Source organism: Arthrobacter sp. FW306-07-I, assembly GCF_021800405.1.
Classification (GTDB): domain Bacteria; phylum Actinomycetota; class Actinomycetes; order Actinomycetales; family Micrococcaceae; genus Arthrobacter.
In genome coordinates this window covers 4,076,008-4,093,813 of sequence record NZ_CP084550.1, presented here as the reverse complement: position 1 = coordinate 4,093,813, position 17,806 = coordinate 4,076,008, and the positions used below count along the sequence as shown (strand labels likewise).

Below are 17,806 nucleotides of genomic sequence, written 5' to 3'. Positions count from 1 at the left end.
ACTGCTGCCTACTTGACGTCCGACGGGTGCTTGGCCAGCGGAACCACGGTGATGTCCATGTACGGGAACAGCGGAAGGTCCTGCAGAATCCCGTGCAGCTCGTCGTTCGATTCGACATCGAAGATGGAGTAGTTGGCGTATTCGCCCACCACTCGCCAGATCTCGGGCCACTTGCCGGAACGCTGCAGTTCCTGGGAGTAGGCCTTCTCCTTTGCCTTGATGCCGGCGGCTTCTTCGGCGGGCATGCCGGCGGGCAGTTTGACGTCCATATGGACCAGGTACTTCATGGTGACCTCTCGGTGGAAGGAACGGGTGTCAGTCGGTGCGGTAGTGGGCCAGCTTGTCCTCGTCCACATCGGTGCCTGCGCCGGGAGTTTCGGGAACGTGAATCCGGCCGCCGGTGATGGCCAGTGGTTGCGCTAGCAGGTCATCGGTCATATCCAGGTAGTTGGACAGCTCCGCCGCACGCCTGGCGGTGTGGGCGAAGGCTGCGCCGAACACCACGGAGGCGACCGTGCCCACCTGGGTGTCGATCTGGTTGCCGATGTAGACGTCGATGCCCATGCCCTCGGCCATGCCAACGATCTTGGCGGCCTCGGTGAAGCCCGACCGGGCGGTCTTCACGGACAGCAGGTTGGCCCCGCCGGTCAGGATTTCGCGGGCCGCCTCGCCCAGGTTGGCGGCGGATTCGTCCGCGGCAATGGGAATGGGGGAGTTGGTGACCAGGCGCCGGCGGCCCAGGACTTCGCGGGCGTCGTCCGGCTCCTCAAGGAACTGCAGGCCGAGGTCGGCGGTGCGGCGCAGCACCTCGGCGGCCTCGTTGGCCGTCCAGCCGCGGTTGGCGTCCATGTACAGCTCGGCGTCCTCGCCCAGGCCCTCCCGCAGCACCCTGGCAGCCTCGATGTCCAGGTTCAGCGGCCGGCGGCCGGTCTTCAGCTTGAAGGTGTTGATGCCGTAGGTTTCCCGGAACTCCAGGGCCAAGGCCAGGAGTTCCTTGGCGGGTTTGAATCCGAGCATGTGGGAGACGCGCAGCGAATCGGTATAGCCGCCCAGCAGCTTGGTCACGGGCTGCCCCAGGGTCTTGCCGATGACGTCCCAAACGGCGATATCCACCGCGCCCTTGGCCGTCTGGTTGTGGATGGTGCGCGCCAGGACGGCCTGGATTTTTTCCCGGTCAAAGACGTCGGTGCCCACCAGCTGCGGGGCGAAGACATCCTGCACTACCGCCACGATGGACTTCTGCGTCTCACCATAGGTGTAGGGGCGGGGCGGGGTGTCCGCAGTGCCCACCACGCCGTCGTCGGTGTGGACGCGGACCAGGACGTGGTCGGCCTCGTGCACGGAACCGGAGGCGAAATGCAGCGGGTGGCGGTACGGGATCGAGTAGGGGATCGCCTCGATGGCTGCGATCTTCATGACGGGAGGAGCCTTTCATCAGCGGGAGCGGGGGTGCCGGCAGGGGTGGCGTCAGCGGTTGCCCTGGCCACGATGTCCAGGAAGTTTTGCAGGAGGGCGGACCGGTGGCCGCGCAGCCAGGCGACGGCGAGTTCCACCGGCGGAACGTTGTCGATTTCCCGGTACGCGACGCCTTCGAGCTGGAAGGCGCGCACGCTGGACGGCATGACGGCGATGCCGCCGCCCGCAGCCACGAACGCCAGCATTGTGGAGGTCTCACCCACCACTTGCGTGATCCGCGGCTGGAAGCCCGCCTGGCGGCAGAGGTCCGAGGTAATACGGTTCAGCACGGACTCCGGAGCGTAGGCGATGAAGTCCTGGTCCTGCAGTTCATGCATGGCCACGGGCCGGTCCACCGCCAGGGCGCTGAAGGAGGGAAGCGCGACGACGAGTGGCTCCTGGCTGACCACGCGGTAGTCGATCTCTTCGGAGGCAACGGGGGGACGCAGCAGCGCCGCGTCCAGGGTCCCGTTCCGCAGCCCCGCTTCCATGGACGGCGTCAGCATCTCCCCGTTCAGCGCCAGCGACAGGCCGGGCAGGACCTGCTTGGTGAGCCGCGCGATCCGGGGCATGACCCCGTAGGTTGCCGATCCGGAAAACCCCACCCGGAGGACGCCGGTGGCGCCCTTGCCCACTTGGTAGACATCGGCCCGGAGCGTCTCGACGTCGTTGACGATCTGGCGGCCGCGGTCCAGCAGGAGCTGGCCCGCCGCCGTTAGGTCCACCCGCCGGGTGGTGCGGTTGAGCAGCTGGACGCCCAGTTGGTCTTCCAGTTGGCGGATCTGCTGGGACAGGGGCGGCTGCGCCATGTGCAGGCGCTTTGCCGCCCTGCCGAAGTGCCGCTCCTCCGCCACCGCGATGAAGTAGTTCAGCTGGCGGATGTCCATCCGGTGCCACCTTCCAACGGGCCGGGGGAGGCGCGGCGCGGCCTCATTGATTCATAGAGTAACCATAAAAAGCCTTACTTAGATACTTTTTCGACGTAATCTTGCTGTTCCTCCGCTGCGGGCACAGCTTCTTCGAGCCTGGGCTGGCGCGGCACCAGGACAGTGACGGCGCCGCCGAGCAGGGCTACCGCTCCGTAAAGGTAGAAGGCTGTTGCCCCGCCGATGCCCGCTGCGGCCAGCCAGCCGCCGATGATCGGGCCCAGGACCCCGCCGAGCCGGCCCACGCTGGCGCACCAGGCGACGCCGGCGGCGCGGGCATTGGTGGTGAAATAGTTGGACTGGAAACCGTAGACCAGCACCTGGGTGCCCAGGGTTCCCACCCCTGCGGTGGCGATGAAGGTGAAGAGCAGCGGCAGCGGGAAGCTGAACGTCATCAATCCCAGGGAAATGGTGGCGAGGGCAAACGTGGCAGCAATGACCCGCTGCGGTCCGTTCCGGTCCGCCATCCGGGAGGCCACCAATCCGCCCACCACGGCGCCGAGGTTCAGGGCCAGCGGGAAGAACAGGGCATAGGTCCGGCCGTAACCGTAGCCCTCCATGATCTTGGGCAGCCAGGTGTTGAGCCCGTACGTCAGCAGGAGACCACAGAAGGACATCAGGCCCAGCAGGATCGAGGCCACGGCGAACTGGCGGGAGAAGACGGCGGGAAACCCGGACTTCCGCGGAGCGGCGCCGGCCTCCCGGATCACCTGCTCTTCGGCGAGCGGCACTCCGGTACGCCATGCGGCGGCCAGCGCTTCCTCTTCCCTGCCCCGGGCCAACAGCCACCGCGGGGACTCCGGAAGCTTCCGCCAGGCGATGGGCAGGATGACCAGGAGGGGCAGGGATCCAATGACGAAGAGGCCCCGCCAGCCGATGCTGTCCAGGAAGGCGATGCCCAGGACGGACGCCAGCACTCCGCCCGCGGGGACTCCGGAGTACACGATCGCGTTGTAGAACTGACGCCGTCCCGCGGGTGCGAACTCGGCCATGGTGGCGCCGGCGCTGGCGATGACGACGCCCAGGCCCAGCCCGGTGGCAAACCGGAGGGCCCCGAAGGCGGTGACGTCAGTGGCCAGGGCGGTGGCGAACATGCCCAGGGAGAACCAGGCGATGCCCGCGAGCATCAGCCGGCGGCGGCCGAAGAAGTCACCGATCGCCCCGCACGCCAGCGACCCCACCAGCACGCCGATCAGGGCCCAGGACCCCAGGAGGCCGGCCGTGGCCGCATCGAAATGACCGATTTGGCCCGCGTCCGCGAGCAGTCCCGGAAGGACGGTGCCGTAAACCACCAGGTCGTAGCCATCAAAAAGGAGGGCGGCGCAGATGATGAAGGCCACCCAGTTGGCCGTCCGGACCTCCTTTCCCGGGTTTTCGGAGATCGTGGATTGGGGGTGCGGCAGGGTCATGGCGCAGGTCCTTTCAGGGGGGGGGGCGGGTGTGGAGGCGTTGCGGCATTCGGATGGATCCGGACCGCGGCCTCGGCACCCCAGCCTGACAGCCAATGTGACACACGGCATATGAGGGAAATGCCCGGTTTCCCGCCGGGGGTGCATTGTGCCGTTTCCGCATATCAAAGGGGCTGTATTTGCAATGGATCCAGCGCGAACAGGCCCAATGCGCCCGGTGGCGGCGGCTCTTTGGCGGTGGCGGGAGGACCAGTCTTAGTCCATACGCGGCCGGTATGAACCAGGCGGGCCGTAACCATGGCCGGGGCCATGACGCCCCGGTTAGGCTGGCGGAATGATCAATCCAGCACGGCTGCACTCAGACTTGTCCCGCTTGGGCCGGGAGACGGACATGTTCCTGGCCACGGTCTCCTCCTTGTCCGATGAAGAACTGGCTGCCCCTTCGCTGTGTGAAGGGTGGACCCGTGCCCACGTCATCGCCCACGTCGCATCCAGCGGACGTGCCCTGGTTGGGCTGATCGACTGGGCAACCTCCGGGGAGGAACGCCAGTTGTACGCGTCCCCTGAAGCGCGCGCGCAGGCAATTGCCGCCCTTGCTGCCACGCCACGGGAGGACCTCCTGGCTGAAGTGCGGGACTCGGCCGCCGCCTTCGCCGGGGAAGCCCAGCGGTTGACCGGAGAACTTGCGGCACCGGAAGTAAAGATCGGGGGACGGGACCTGCCGGCCACGTCGATCGTGGCGCTGCGGATTGCCGAGGTGGTGGTGCACCACCATGACCTGGAAACCGCCTGGACCATCGAAGAGGCTGACCCCGATTCGCTGTTGAACGCCATCGAGGCCGTAGTACGTGCCATGCGGGCCAAGGGCGCGCCAGGGATGACGCTGGTTACCGAGGAACGCGACGAGTGGGTCATCGGTGACGGCGGCCTGCGGGTTGAATCGGACCGGGAGGGCCTGCTGAAATGGCTGGCACGCGGGGACGCCGAAGATGTTGAGGCGGCAGGCCCGGTGCCCGCGCTGCCCTCCTGGTAAAGCAAAGAAAAATCCCCGCCGGGCTCCAGCGAGTTGCTGGTTCACCCGGCGGGGATTCCTTCGTCGGCAGGCCGCTACTTCTTGGGCAGGCCCGCCGGGTTCAGCTCGGACTTCTGGATGGCCTCGGAGGAGAGGCCCCAGCGGCCCAGGATCTTGGCGTAGGTGCCGTCCTCGATCAGGTGGTTCAGCGCAGCCTGCGCCGCGACTGCCAGCCCATTGCCCTTCTTCGTGGTGAAGGCAATCTGTGCCGTCAGCGGCCAGCCGCCGTTCAGCGTGCCCACCTCCTTCGTCTTCCCGTCCTGCGCCGCCTTGTAGGCGGCGGCCGCGTTGGGTCCGAACGTCAGGTCCGCACGTCCTGACTGGAGCGCCAGGCTCGAGGCGGAGTCGTCGTCGTAATACTGGAACTCAACCGGCGCCAGGCCGTTCTTCTTGTTCTCGTCGTCCCAGCGCACCAGGATGGCTTCCTGGTTGGTGCCCGAGCCCACGATGATCTTCTTGCCCGCCACGTCCTTGGCTTCCTTGATCTCACCGATGCCGGAATCACTCTTGGCGTAGAAGCCCAGCAGGTCGTTGCGGTAGGTGGCGAAGTCGAACTTTTCCTTGCGCGCCTCGGTGACGGTGACGTTGGAGAGCACGGCCTCGTACTTGGATGACTCAATGCCCAGCGGCCAGTCGGCCCAGGCCACGGGCAGGACCTCGACCTGGAGTCCCAGTGCTTCGCCCACGGCGTAGGCAATGTCCACCTCGCTGCCGATCAGGGTCTTGTTGTCCGTGGCGAACAGGCTGAGCGGTGCCGCGCCGCCCGTGGTCACCACGGTGAGCTTGCCGTCGGCCTTGATGGCTTCCGGGACCAGGGCTGCTGCCGCGGAGTCTACGGAGGCTTTGAAGCGGTCCTGCTGGGGGGAAAGGTTGAAGGTCTTGCCGGTGGAATTGGTGGCGGACGACGACGGTGCTGTCGCCGCCGAGGCGCCGGGATCGGAGCAGGCAGCCAGTCCCAGCAGCGCTGAGACGGCAAGGGCCACGACGGCGGCCGGCTTGGTTTTGAAGGCCATGGTTCCTCCTTGGAAAGGGGCGAAAGATGCAACGGAATGTGCGCGTTGCAGCAACTATCCGGCAGCCCCGGAGGGGGAATCAAAGGCCCTCGAAACCCTGGGATACAGGGAGTAATCGCAGTTAACCGGAGGACCGCGGCGGTCACATTCCGGGTGCGTCCCTTTCCTCCATGGCCTCGATGGCTGCCGTCCGGGCCTGGCTGGCGCGGAGCCGGTCAACATCGAACTTCGTGCTGCGGTCGAAGTTGAAGACGCCGTTCTTCTCCTGGAACACATCGGTCAACTGCGTGTAGCAGTAGCCGAACATGTCGGGGTTCTCCAGCAGGGCTTTGCAGAGCCCGTCGAAGCGTTCGTAGAACTCTTCCTCACTGCCTACACGTTGTCCGTAGCCCCAGGAAGTGGCAACGTCTGTTCCGAGCCCGGCCTCCTGGGCAGCGCGCCGCGCCTCGTCTTCGTTCCACCAGATCCCGCCGAACTCGGAGACAAAGTACGGTTGTCCCGCGTAGGGGACGGAGTACTCCTGGCCGTCGTGGCTGCGGTTGATGAAGGGCTTGCCCTCGGAGAGGCCCTGCTGCTCGATTCGGAAGCGGTCCGGGTCCTGTTCGTAGGAGTGGGAGTCGTAGATGTCCGTTTCGCGGATGCGGTGGGAATAGCCCGAAGCGTCGATGACAGGTCGGGTGGGGTCTGCCAGTTTGGTGGCCCAGAACATGGCTTCCGTCACGTCGTCCAGCACCGTGGGCCTGTCATGCATGATCTGGTGCGTCTCATTCAGTGGGCACCAGCCGATGATGCTGGGGTGGTTGAAGTCGCGCTTCAGGACTTCGAGCCACTGCCCTACGAAACTCGCGCTGGGCTTTTGGTTGTGCCCCACGGTTCCGCCTCCGGAGACCCCCCAGTCGCCGAACTCGCCCCATACCAGGTAGCCCAGCCGGTCGGCGTGGTAAAGGAAACGCTCCTCAAAGACCTTCTCGTGCAGGCGGGCGCCGTTGAAGCCCGCGCTCATCGCCAGCTGGATGTCTTCCACCAGCGCCGCCTCGCTAGGCGAGGTCATGAGCGACTCCGGCCAGTACCCCTGGTCCAGGATGAGCCGCTGGAACACAGCCTTGCCGTTGATCCGGACCACCTTGCCGTCCAGTGCTACGGAGCGGACCGCGGCATAGCTGGCGACCCGGTCGACGACTGTGCCGGCGGCATCGCGCACGGTCACCTCGAGGTCGTACAGGAACGGATCCTCGATGGACCAGGGGCGAAGGGATTCAGCCGGAATTTCCAGCCGCAGGGACGGGGTGAGATCCAGGTCTGCCCTGGTGGCCGACTCCACAGTAACGCCGGCTTTATCGCTGAGTACTGCACTGACGCTGTGCCCGGCACGGTTCTGGCTGACGGGCACTTCCAGCGTGATGGCGGACTCTGCCAGGTTGGGCGTCATGCGGAGCCGCTTGATATGGACCTCCGGAACGGCCTCCATCCATACGGTCTGCCAGATACCGGTGGTGCGGGTGTACTGGCAGTGGGTGTTGTTGTACCAGGTGGCCTGCTTGCCCCGCGCCTGCATTTCGTGCCGGGAATCCCTGGCCCGGACAACGATCAGAGCTTCCGCGCCTGCTTCGGCAACGCCGGTGAGGTCGGCGCTGAAGGGGGTAAAGCCGCCGCGGTGCCGCGCTACTTCGACGCCGTTCACCCACACTGTGGCGTCATGGTCCACCGCACCAAAATGCAGCAGGATGCGCTGCCCTGCCCACTCCTGCGGAACGGTTACGGTATGCCGGTACCAGACAGCTTCCATGAAATCGACGTGCTCCACGCCGGACAAGGCGGACTCCGGGGCGAAGGGCACCAGAATTTCGCCCTGGAGTTCGCGGGTGACCAGGCCCCGCTCCAGTCCCGAGTCGGATGCATCGATTTCGAAGCCCCAGGTTCCGTTGAGGTTGATCCAGTTCTGGCGGAAAAGCTGTGGGCGGGGGTGCTCCGGCTTGGGCTGGGCGGAAGTCACATCGGAGTTCGTCAAGAGCTGTCCTTCTTGGGAGGGGCGGTGGATTCCTCTCCAGTGAACAACAGGATCAGCAAATTTTCAACGTTAGAAATTTGTTGAAGCCCAGGGGTGCTTGGTCCCGGTTGCGTAGCCCCGGGCTAATACGTGGATTCGCGGTCCTTGAGCTGGTGGCTGATGACAATCTCCTGCGGGCCCGTATCCGTGCCCCCGATGCCGGCCAGCAGCAGACGGCACGCTTCCTCCGCCAGTGCAGCCATGTCGGGGGCAATGCTGGTCAGTGATGGAGACATGAATTCCGCCTCCGGAATATCGTCCCAGCCGGCAACTGCCATCTGCCCGGGTACGGCAACGCCGCGGCGCCGGAAGGCGCGCAATGCCCCTACTGCCAGGACGTCGCTGGCGCAGATAATGCCGTCGCAGGCGAGACCGGAATTAAGGAGCCGCAGGGCTGCCAGTTCCCCTTCCTGCCGGCTGTAGGTCCCGACGTCGAGCACCAGCCGCGGCTCGAAGGGAAGGCCTTGTTCTTCCAGGCCCCGGCGGAATCCGTCAAGCCGCAGGGACGCGGTGCCTTCGCCGCTGTCTGGACGTCCACCAATGAAGCCCAGCTGCCTGCGCCCCCGGGCGGCGAGATGCTGCACCAGGTCACGGGCGGATCGGTCGTTGTCGATGCTGACGTGGGGCACGCCAGCGCCGGTAAGCCTTTCGCCCAGCAGCACCATGGGCGTTGTGTCCGTGCGTGTCCTGAAGAGTTCCAGGTCCATGCCCAGGGGGCTGTAAATCACGCCGTCCACCAGCCGGTCCCGGTAGCCCGTCAGTACCGTGCGCTCGGTTTGCAGGTCCTCTCCGAAGACTTCGGTCAGGACTGTGTAGCCCCGGCGTTTGGCCGCCGCGATGAGTTCCTCCGCGAGCTTGCCGAAGTACGGCGAAGAAATTTCGGGGATGGCGAGGACCAGAGTGTGGGAGGTGCCCTGCCGCAATTGGCGGCCGGCAAGGTTGGGGCGGTAGCCGAGTTCGGAAATGGCGGCCAGGACCTTTTCCCGGGTCCGCGCGCTGACGTTTGGCCTGTTGTTGACAACGTTGGACACGGTCTTCCACGAGACACCGGCCAGCAGCGCCACATCCTTGACGCTGGCTTCGCCACTCCTGGTTCGCGGGACGGGAGGCTGGGCGGGTGGATTACCTGCGGAATTCAACGTCTAGGCCCCTTCGGTAAGTGTTTCAGCGGGTACGGCATGCCAACCCTTGACAAACTCTAGCGACCCCTCCATTGTTTCTAACGTTAGAACTTGATCAAAGACGTAAGTTCACAAGCGTTGCGTCGGGCAGGAACCATCGATGTACGAACCGAGAAAACCCGGGCCCTCACGGCCCCACGGGGAGAGTTACCTCTCCCCGGAACCAACGGCTGGCCCCCGGACAGGCATGAGCAGACGTTCAATCCTCCGCTCGGCAGCTGCTGCCACAGGGCTGCTTGCAACTGGAGGACTGAGTGCCTGCGCGAGCCCGCAGTCCGCTACAGCCATCCAGTCATGGGATCTGTTCTCCGGCGCGGACGGCGTCAAAATGCGCGGCATGATCAGCAAGGTCAGTGCAGCCCAGCAGCTGAACGTGCGGCCGGTTACCTTGGCTTGGGGTTCTCCCTATTACACGAAACTTGCCATGGCGGCTTCCAGCGGCAAGGCGCCGGATACAGCAATCATGCACCTGTCCCGGCTTGCCGGCTTCGCACCCGAACGGCTCCTGCAGCCGTACGACATGGATCTCCTTGCCCGGCATGGTGTGGTGCAGGAGGATTTCGCCCCGGCCGTTTGGGAGCGCTGCATCCACAATGGGAAACTCTTCGCGGTCCCCATGGATACCCACCCCTTCATCCTGCTTTACAACAAAGATCTGGCAGCGAAAGCCGGGATAAGCGACGCCACGGGAAAGCTCAAGGACATGGCCTCGCCCCAGGCATTCATGGACGCGGCGGCCAGAATGGCCGAAGCCACCGGAAAGCAGGGGCTGTCCTTCGGCCACGTCCTGGACTCGGCACAGTCCTGGCGCTTGTTCTGGGGTTTCTACAACCAGACAGGTGCCTCCTACCGGCTGACCCCGGGTGAGCCGGCGGAACTCGACAAGCCCAAGGCGACAGAAGTGCTTTCGTTTCTTATCGAACTCCTGGACGGTAAGAAGGCAGCGAACAACCAGACATACCACGGTGCCATCGCCGACTTCACCACCGGAACCACGGGCATGATCTTTTCCGGCGAATGGGAATTGCCGGCGTTTGCCGAGGCGGTGCCCAATCTTGGGGCGATGCCCATGCCGACCCTCTTCGGCCAGCCTGCAAGCTACACCGATTCCCACGTGTGGGTGCTGCCGCGCCAGGTGCAGGATGACGCGGGTTTCGAGGCCGCGCACAAGTTTGTTGCCGGCATCCTCAAGAACGGCCTTACTTGGGCGCAGGCGGGCCACATCCCGGCCTATGCCCCCATCAGGGCCACCCAGGAATACCGCGCGCTGGTTCCGCAAGTGGACTACGCGGCGGCGATTGAGACGCCCGCCTTTGACCCCGCCGTCTGGTTCGCGGGAGCCGGAACTGATTTCCAGAACCAGCTCTCCCAAATCCTTTCGGCCGCCCTTCAAGGCACTGTGCCCGCGAAAGACGCAGTGGATTCGATAGTGGATTACCTCCAGACGATGCTTTCCACTCCCAACCCGACATGACCTGGTGAAAACATGCTGAGAGAGCTATCTGAAACTAAGCCGGCCGCCGCCCTGGAAGGCCGCCGGCCGGCAGCAAAACCGAAACAGGCCAGCGGCTTCTGGTACGTGGCGCCCTTCCTGGCGGCTTTCACGCTGTTCCTTCTGTGGCCGATTATCTCCGGACTGTGGATGAGCCTGACCAACCAGAGCCTCACCGGGGCCGGGGGTGGATTCGCCGGGTTCGGCAACTACCTGGAAGCGTTCGGGGACAAGGCGGTGTGGCAGTCCCTGGGCAACACGGCAGTGTTCACCCTCCTCACCGCGGCGCCCTTGGTTGTGTTGTCGTTTGTGATGGCGCATCTTGTATACGTAGGCCTGCCGGGCCAGTGGCTGTGGCGCCTGAGTTTCTTCGCGCCCTATCTGCTGCCTGTTTCGGTAGTGGCGGCCCTGTGGCAGTGGATGTTCCAGCCCGGCTTCGGCCTCATCAATGCCACCTTGAGCGCGTGGGGCATCAAACAGGTCGGTTTCCTCGACACCGAAGGCGTGGCGATGTTCTCGGTGGTCCTGGTGACTATCTGGTGGACCGTCGGGTTCAACTTCCTGCTGTACCTGTCAGCCCTTCAGAACATCCCCGACCATCTCTATGAAGCGGCCCAGCTGGATGGCGCCGGTCCATGGCGCCGGCTGGTATCCATCACCATCCCCATGGTCAATCGAACCACCGTCATGATCGTCATGCTCCAGATCCTTGCCTCACTCAAGGTGTTCGAACAGATCTACCTGCTGACGAACGGTGGCCCCCGTGGCAGCACCCGGTCCGTGCTGGAGTACATCTATGACACCGGCTTCAGCGGATACCGGCTGGGTTATGCCTCCGCAATCTCGTACCTCTTCTTTGCTCTCATCGTCGTCATCGCAGTGCTCCAACTGCGCGTGATGAACAGGAAGGCCTCCTGATCATGTCAACGAAAACTGAAACCCTGCGGGTCCCAGGTCCTACAACGGGAACTGGTGCCTCCCGGGCCGGAAAAACCGGAGTCCTGAAGGTTGGCGGGCTCATTGCGTTGGCGGTCCTGGCATTGATCTGGCTGCTGCCCATCCTCTGGGGCATCACCACGTCGCTGAAGACAGAGGCCGACGCCGCAGGTTCACCCTTCAAAGCGCCCGCAGGCGGATGGAATTTTGACGCCTACCTCCAGGTGCTGCGGCAGGGCGACGTGCCCCTGTGGATGTTCAACAGCCTGGTCATCTCCGTTGCCGTCACCGTCCTGACGGTCGGAATCTCGGCGCTGGCAGCCTACGGCTTCTCCCGGACAGAATTCCGCGGACGGAAGTGGCTGTTCGCCCTGACCGTGGCCGCAATCATGGTTCCGGGGCAAATCCTGATCGTGCCGCTGTACCAGCAAATGAACGCCATGCTGCTGACGGACACGTGGGCGGGCATCGTCCTGCCGCAAGTTGTTGCTCCCATGATGGTCTTCATCCTCAAAAACTTCTTCGACACGATTCCGAAGGAGCTGGAAGAGGCTGCCAGGATCGACGGTGCCGGCGGGCTGCGGGTATTCCTGACCATTGTGATGCCACTGTCCCGGCCCATCCTGGTTGCCGTATCCATTTTCGTGTTCATCGGTGCCTGGAATAACTTCCTGTGGCCCTTCATTGTGACCAACAATCCGGACCTGCTGACCCTCCCCGTGGGGTTGGCGACCATCAAGAATGCCTACGGGGTCCAGTACGCGCAGACAATGGCGAGCGCGATCCTGGCTGCGCTGCCTTTGTTGGTGATGTTCATGCTCTTCCAGCGGCACATCGTGAAAGGCTTCGCCACTTCCGGCCTCGGCGGGCAGTAACCGGCTCGAGCAATACTCCTGGCTGTCCCGCCTGAAAGGCCCTATCTGTCCCGTGCGGCAGGTGGGGCCTTTCACATATTCAGCAGAAAGCGAGTACTTGGGGGAAAAAGACAAGTGGTGATTACGCGTGTTCTACCCCTGCACCGGAATTTACGGTTGACCCATGAGGCGGCCAGAGTGGGCCGCCACAATGGTCTTATCAGGAGCTCGCATGCCTACTTCCCCGTCCCCCTCTGTTCGTGCCCGCCGTTTGGCTGCGGCCGTGGTCCTGCCCGGACTGCTTGCCACCAGCATGGTGCTGATTCAGCCGGCGACCGCCGCTACGACGTCCACCACCGGTATCTGCAGCGGTGTGGTGAACCAGCTGGCACACCGAGGTGCCGTGCAGGAGAATCTGCTGAAGGCGGCCGCCAAGAAGAATGCCGACGTCATTGCTGCGCTGCAGGTGGAGAAGGCCACGCTCCAGTCCAAGGCAGATGCACTGGCTGCCCAGAAGGCTGACGCGGAGAAGGCACTGGCAGACCTTTCCGCCCAGGAGACGCAGCTGGGCAGCCAGGAAGCAGCAGCGCAGGGAATACTGGACGAGCTGAAGTCCGAACAAGCAAGCCTGACCGCCCAGATCGCTGCCGGGAACGCAGCCCTCACCGACCTTCAAAGCCAGCAGGCAAGCATGGAAAGCCAGCTGGCGCCGCTGCAGGATGAACTGGTGGCGGCCCAGGCTGCTTCCGCCTCCCTTCAGGACCAGGCAGACAAGCTGGGCAAGGAACTGGCGGCCAACAGCGCGGCCATCGCGGCAGCCCGGACGGAGCTTGGCGCTCTGCAGCAGGCTGCGGACCAGGCGGCTTCAGACGTCGCTGCCAAAGAGGCCCAGATCAAGCAGGCACAGTCGGACCTCGAGGCACTGACCGCCAAGGCAGCGCAAGCGGATGCCGATGTGAAGGCTGCGGAGACAGCGGTAGCTGGGGCCGAAACCCAGCTGAACGCACTGGTGACTGCCGGGAACACCGCGGCCGCAGAGCTGCAGGCACAGCAACAATTGGTGGATGACGCCAAGGCCGCGCTGGCCAAGCTGCAGGAAACGGCTGCCGCCGCAGACGCCGCTGTCAGCAGCAAGAAGGATCAGATCGCCACGGCCCAGACGGAGCTTACGGCCCTGCAGTCCGCGGCCACCGCTGCCAAGGCGGCACTCGATGCCAAGACCGCAGAGATCACCGCAGCCCAGTCGGACCTGCGGACCCTTCAAACCAACGCGGCGGCCGCTGCAAAGGCGGTCAGCGACAACAACGCCAAGATCTCTGCCGTGAACACTGACATCGCCAACCTCCAGACCCAGATCTCGACGGCGAACAGCCAGATCGCCACGAAGCAGGCCGCGCTGGACCAGGCCAAGAAGGACCTGGCAGCGCTTCAGGCGCAGAAAGCCACCCTGGAGGCGCAGATCGCCGACCTTAATAAGCAGATCGACGCGATCAACAACAACGGCAACGGCGGTGGCAAGAAGGAACTGATCGCCCAGCGCGACGCCCTCCAAGCCCAACTGACGGCAGTGAACAACCAGATCACCGACAAGAACACGCAGATCTCCGGGCTTCAAGGCGACCTGGCCACCCTCCAGAAGCAGGTCGATTCGCTGAATGCACAGCTTGTGGCCAAGCAGCAAGAGAGCAGCACCTTGCAGCAGCAGGCAGCCCCACTGCAGGCAGCCCTCAATGCGGCCAACGCAGCGGTTACTGCAAAACAGAACGACATTGCCACCCTCAAAGCAGAGGTGCCCGCGCTGCAGGATGCCGTGAACGAGGCCAACGCAGCTGTTGCCGGCAAGCAGGCCGAGCTCGCCACCCTACAGGGGCAGCTCCCGACGCTGGAGCAGGCGGCGAAGGACGCAGCAGCCGCGGTGACGGCACAGCAGCAGGTGGTGACGGACCTCGAAGACGCCTTGCCCGCCCTCGAGGGGAATGTTGAGCAGGCCCAGCAGGCCATCTCTGACCAGAAGGTGGTCCTCGAGGCGAAGAATGCCATTTTGACTGAGGCAAATGACGCGCTGGCGGCAGCCAACAAGGCAGTGGACGAAAAGACTGCCGAGATTTCGACGCTTCAGGGCCAGCTCCCGGCACTGCAGGCCACCCTTGATACCGCGAATACTGCCGTTACTAAAAAGACAGCCGAGATCGATTCACTCAACAAGTTGGGCGACGACCTGGTGGCCCGGATTACGGACCTCAATGACCAGATCACCGCCGCCGAAGCCAACGTCCTTGACCTGCAGAGACGGGTGGCGCCGCTGCTGGCGGAGCTTGACAGCCTGAATGGAGAGATCACCGCCACGGAGGCAAAACTGGCAGAACTGCAGGCACAGCTAACAAGCCTGGATCCCCAGATTGTTGCCGCTCAGAAGAAACTCGCAGATTTGCAGGCCCAGAAGAAGCAGAACCAGGAGGCGATCAAGACGCAGAAGCTGGTCGTGCTCGGCCTGCAAGCCGCGTGGGCGGATGTCCAGGACCAGATCAAGGCCATCGACGGAACCATCGCGAACGGGGGCTGCGCCGCCTGACCACGAGGCATGAAGACCGGCGTCCAATGGCGTGCGCCGCAAGGAGGGGACCAGTTCTTTACGAACTGGTCCCCTCTGTTACTGCGTAAAAAGCAGAGCCGGCTAGCTCAGCGCCTTGAGGACTTCCTTGGCCACGTCCTCGCTGGACTGCGGGTTCTGCCCGGTGATGAGGTTGCCGTCCCGGACCACATTGGAGGACCAGGCGGCGCCGTTTTCGATGACGGCGCCCTTCTCCTTGAGGGCGTCCTCCACCAGCCACGGGGTGTTTTCGCCCGTGCCCCCGCCAAGTTCTTCCTCGTTGGTGAAGACCGTGAGGCGCCGTCCCTTGAAAGTGAACCCGCCGTCGTCGTCCGTTGCGCTCAGCAGCCCGGCGGGACCGTGGCAGAACGGTGCGATGATCTTGCCGCTTCGGTCTGCTGCCACCAGGATGCGGCCCAGGTCGGCATCCTTGTAGAGGTCCGCCATGGGGCCGTGCCCGCCGGGCATCACCACGGCGTCGTAGGAGTCAATGTCGACGTCGGCAAGGACCAGCGGGTGCGCCAGCTCGCCGTCGATCCGGGCCAGGTAGTCCTTGAACCTCTGCGCCCGTTCCTCGCCGCCGGCCGACTCAGGGGCCAGGCTTACCTGGTCCACGGTGGGCTTCCGGCCGCCGGGGGTGGCGATGTGGACCGTGTTGCCGGCCTCGGTCAGGGTCTGGTGGGACACCACCAGTTCCTCCGCCCAGTAGCCGGTGGGGTGTTCACTGCCGTCCTTCATGGTGAGGGAATCTGCGGCCGATACGACCATCAAAATGTTTGCCATGGTGTTTCTCCTGTCTTAGCTGACGTGAGTGGCTGGAAGCCGCTTGCTACTTGCCGGCTGCTTCAAGCTCAGCGTACGTGTCGTCGTCGAGCGTGATGCCGGCGGCGGCCATATTCTCCTCGAGGTGCTCCACGGAGCCGGTGCCGGGGATGGGCATCATTACGGGGGAGCGGCGCAGCAGCCAGGCGAGTGCCACTTGGGAGGTGGTGGCGCCCAGCCGCTTGGCGGCCTCATCCAGCGGGCCACCCGGCTGCGCGAGCTCGCCGGCGGAAATCGGAGCCCACGGGATGAAGCCGATTCCGTTCTCCTCGGAGTAGCGCAGCACGTCCTCGGAGCTGCGGTCCGTCAGGTTGTAGCGGTTCTGGACGGTGGAGACCGTGAAATGCCTGCTTGCAGCTTCCAGCTCCTCAACGCTCACCTGGGACAGGCCCAGGGCGCGGACCTTGCCTTCGTCCTGGAGCTCGCGCAGCACGCCGAACTGCTCCTCGGCGTCCACCTTGGGATCGATCCGGTGCAGCTGCAGCAGGTCCAGGGTGTCCACCTTCAGCTTGCGCAGGCTCAGCTCGGTCTGCTGGCGCAGGTATTCGGGCCGGCCAACGGGAATCCACTTGTTGGGCCCGGTGCGGGTGAACCCCACCTTGGTGGCGATCTTCAGCCCCTCCTTGTACGGGTGCAGGGCCTCGGCGATGATTTCCTCGCTGATGTTGGGGCCATAGGAGTCAGCGGTGTCGATGAAGTCCACGCCGAGTTCGACGGCGCGGCGCACCACGGCGATGGCGGCCTTGCGGTCTGCGGGCTCACCCCAGACACCGTCACCCACGATGCGCATGGCACCAAAACCGAGCCTGTGCACGGTTCCCAGGTCCTTGAGATCGATCGTTGCGGACAGTTCCAGCTGGTTCGTTGAATCATGGCTCATAGGGGCGGCAACATCGTAAGGGTGCTGAGTATTCCGGAGAAGACGAAATAAGCCGGGCTCCGGCGTGGTTATGTATCAAGTGCCCGCCGCAATCCGGCCGGTGCTTCTTACGAAACGTTCCTGAAAGGCCGCAACTGACGTGACTCTTCCCCTTTCCATCCTTGACCTGGCAACCATCGGCAAAGGCCAGACGGCGGCGGAGAGCTTCGCGGGCAGCGTGGCCATGGCGCAAAGCGCGGAGAAGCTGGGCTACCGGCGCGTGTGGTACGCCGAGCACCACAACATGTCCTCCATCGCTTCCTCCGCCACCAGCGTGCTGATCGCGCACGTGGCCGCGCACACTGAAAGCATCCGGCTGGGTGCCGGCGGCGTCATGCTGCCCAACCATTCCCCGCTGACCATTGCAGAACAGTTCGGCACCCTGGAAACCCTGCACCCGGGCCGCATCGACCTGGGCCTGGGCCGCGCGCCGGGCAGCGACCAGAACACCATGCGCGCGCTGCGCCGCGACCCGATGTCCGCGGACAGCTTCCCGCAGGACGTCCTTGAACTGCAGGGCTACCTGACCGGTCCCACCCGCATCCAGGGCGTCGAGGCTACCCCCGGCAAGGGAACCAATGTTCCGCTGTACATCCTGGGCTCGTCCCTGTTCGGCGCCCGCCTGGCCGCGCAGCTGGGCCTGCCCTACGCCTTCGCCTCGCACTTTGCCCCGGCCGCCCTGCAGGAAGCGGTGGCCATCTACCGCCGCGAGTTCAAGCCGTCAGCCCAGTTGGACGCCCCGCACGTCATTGCCGGCGTCAACGTCATCGCCGCCGACTCCGCTTCCGAAGCGCAGGCGATGTTCCAGGCCATCAAGCGCGCCCGCGTCTCCCTGTTCTTTGGCGGCGGCCGGGAATTCACCGACGACGAAGCGGACATGATCCTGGACTCGCCGCAGGGCCGGCACATGGCACAAATGATGACCTACTCCGCAGTGGGGACGCCCGACGTCGTGATCGATTACCTGGACAGCTTCGGGAAGCACGCCGACGCGGACGAGCTCATCGTGGCGCACCAAAGCCCCGGAACCCAGGACCGCCTGCGGTCCGTGGAGCTGCTTGCCCAGGCCGCAGGGCTGGTGGCGGTCTAA

15 protein-coding genes are annotated in these 17,806 nt (G+C 64.6%); 6 read left to right on the top strand and 9 right to left on the bottom strand.

Features of this window, described 5'->3' with window-relative positions; genetic code table 11:
* Nucleotides 1–8: 8 nt before the first annotated feature.
* From catC to LFT46_RS19040, 4 genes are all read right to left on the bottom strand, one after another.
* The gene (catC, locus tag LFT46_RS19055; RefSeq protein WP_236820697.1) at nucleotides 9–287 is read right to left on the bottom strand and encodes a muconolactone Delta-isomerase; all 279 of its coding nucleotides are present in this window, start codon (nucleotides 285–287) and stop codon (nucleotides 9–11) included.
* 28 nt (nucleotides 288–315) lie between these two features.
* Nucleotides 316–1,416, bottom strand: a complete 1,101-nt coding sequence (locus LFT46_RS19050) for a mandelate racemase/muconate lactonizing enzyme family protein (protein WP_236820696.1) — start codon at nucleotides 1,414–1,416, stop codon at nucleotides 316–318.
* The gene (locus LFT46_RS19045) at nucleotides 1,413–2,342 is read right to left on the bottom strand and encodes a LysR substrate-binding domain-containing protein (RefSeq protein WP_236820695.1); all 930 of its coding nucleotides are present in this window, start codon (nucleotides 2,340–2,342) and stop codon (nucleotides 1,413–1,415) included. Before LFT46_RS19045 ends, LFT46_RS19050 begins: the two co-directional genes overlap by 4 nt.
* Nucleotides 2,343–2,416: 74 nt before the next feature.
* The gene (locus LFT46_RS19040; protein ID WP_236820694.1) at nucleotides 2,417–3,790 is read right to left on the bottom strand and encodes an MFS transporter; all 1,374 of its coding nucleotides are present in this window, start codon (nucleotides 3,788–3,790) and stop codon (nucleotides 2,417–2,419) included.
* 334 nt (nucleotides 3,791–4,124) lie between these two features.
* Here LFT46_RS19040 and LFT46_RS19035 point away from each other — a divergent pair, with 334 nt between their 5' ends.
* Entirely contained in the window at nucleotides 4,125–4,823 is a 699-nt protein-coding gene (locus tag LFT46_RS19035; protein WP_236820693.1) for a maleylpyruvate isomerase family mycothiol-dependent enzyme, read from the top strand.
* Between the two features lie 74 nt (nucleotides 4,824–4,897).
* Here the strand turns inward: LFT46_RS19035 and LFT46_RS19030 are convergent, their stop codons facing one another.
* The 3 genes from LFT46_RS19030 to LFT46_RS19020 form a co-directional block, all read right to left on the bottom strand.
* Nucleotides 4,898–5,875, bottom strand: a complete 978-nt coding sequence (locus LFT46_RS19030; RefSeq protein WP_236820692.1) for an ABC transporter substrate-binding protein — start codon at nucleotides 5,873–5,875, stop codon at nucleotides 4,898–4,900.
* 142 nt (nucleotides 5,876–6,017) lie between these two features.
* Nucleotides 6,018–7,868 carry a glycoside hydrolase family 2 protein gene (locus LFT46_RS19025; RefSeq protein WP_236822083.1) on the bottom strand — a complete coding sequence of 617 codons (1,851 nt, stop codon included), beginning with the start codon at nucleotides 7,866–7,868 and terminating at the stop codon, nucleotides 6,018–6,020.
* Between the two features lie 137 nt (nucleotides 7,869–8,005).
* Nucleotides 8,006–9,061: a LacI family DNA-binding transcriptional regulator gene (locus tag LFT46_RS19020; RefSeq protein WP_236820691.1), complete on the bottom strand. Its 1,056-nt coding sequence runs from the start codon at nucleotides 9,059–9,061 to the stop codon at nucleotides 8,006–8,008.
* A gap of 229 nt (nucleotides 9,062–9,290) precedes the next feature.
* Between LFT46_RS19020 and LFT46_RS19015 the strand changes: the two genes are divergently transcribed.
* The 4 genes from LFT46_RS19015 (at nucleotide 9,291) to LFT46_RS19000 (ending at nucleotide 14,957) form a co-directional block, all read left to right on the top strand.
* Nucleotides 9,291–10,577 (top strand): extracellular solute-binding protein, encoded by a 1,287-nt coding sequence (locus LFT46_RS19015; protein ID WP_236820690.1) that lies wholly within the window; start codon nucleotides 9,291–9,293, stop codon nucleotides 10,575–10,577.
* Nucleotides 10,578–10,589: 12 nt separating this feature from the next.
* Nucleotides 10,590–11,513, top strand: a complete 924-nt coding sequence (locus LFT46_RS19010; protein WP_236820689.1) for a carbohydrate ABC transporter permease — start codon at nucleotides 10,590–10,592, stop codon at nucleotides 11,511–11,513.
* Nucleotides 11,514–11,515: 2 nt separating this feature from the next.
* Complete coding sequence (locus LFT46_RS19005; RefSeq protein WP_236820688.1) at nucleotides 11,516–12,406, top strand: carbohydrate ABC transporter permease; 891 nt, start codon at nucleotides 11,516–11,518, stop codon at nucleotides 12,404–12,406.
* Between the two features lie 211 nt (nucleotides 12,407–12,617).
* Nucleotides 12,618–14,957, top strand: a complete 2,340-nt coding sequence (locus LFT46_RS19000) for a chromosome segregation ATPase (protein WP_236820687.1) — start codon at nucleotides 12,618–12,620, stop codon at nucleotides 14,955–14,957.
* 102 nt (nucleotides 14,958–15,059) lie between these two features.
* Here the strand turns inward: LFT46_RS19000 and LFT46_RS18995 are convergent, their stop codons facing one another.
* Nucleotides 15,060–15,758 (bottom strand): type 1 glutamine amidotransferase domain-containing protein, encoded by a 699-nt coding sequence (locus LFT46_RS18995; protein ID WP_236820686.1) that lies wholly within the window; start codon nucleotides 15,756–15,758, stop codon nucleotides 15,060–15,062.
* 46 nt (nucleotides 15,759–15,804) lie between these two features.
* A complete protein-coding gene (locus LFT46_RS18990) occupies nucleotides 15,805–16,677 on the bottom strand; it encodes an aldo/keto reductase (RefSeq protein WP_236820685.1) in 873 nt (290 codons plus the stop codon).
* 139 nt (nucleotides 16,678–16,816) lie between these two features.
* On the opposite strand from LFT46_RS18990, the gene LFT46_RS18985 reads away from it, so the two are divergent.
* Nucleotides 16,817–17,806, top strand: coding sequence for an LLM class flavin-dependent oxidoreductase (locus LFT46_RS18985; protein WP_236820684.1), 990 nt, complete (start codon nucleotides 16,817–16,819; stop codon nucleotides 17,804–17,806).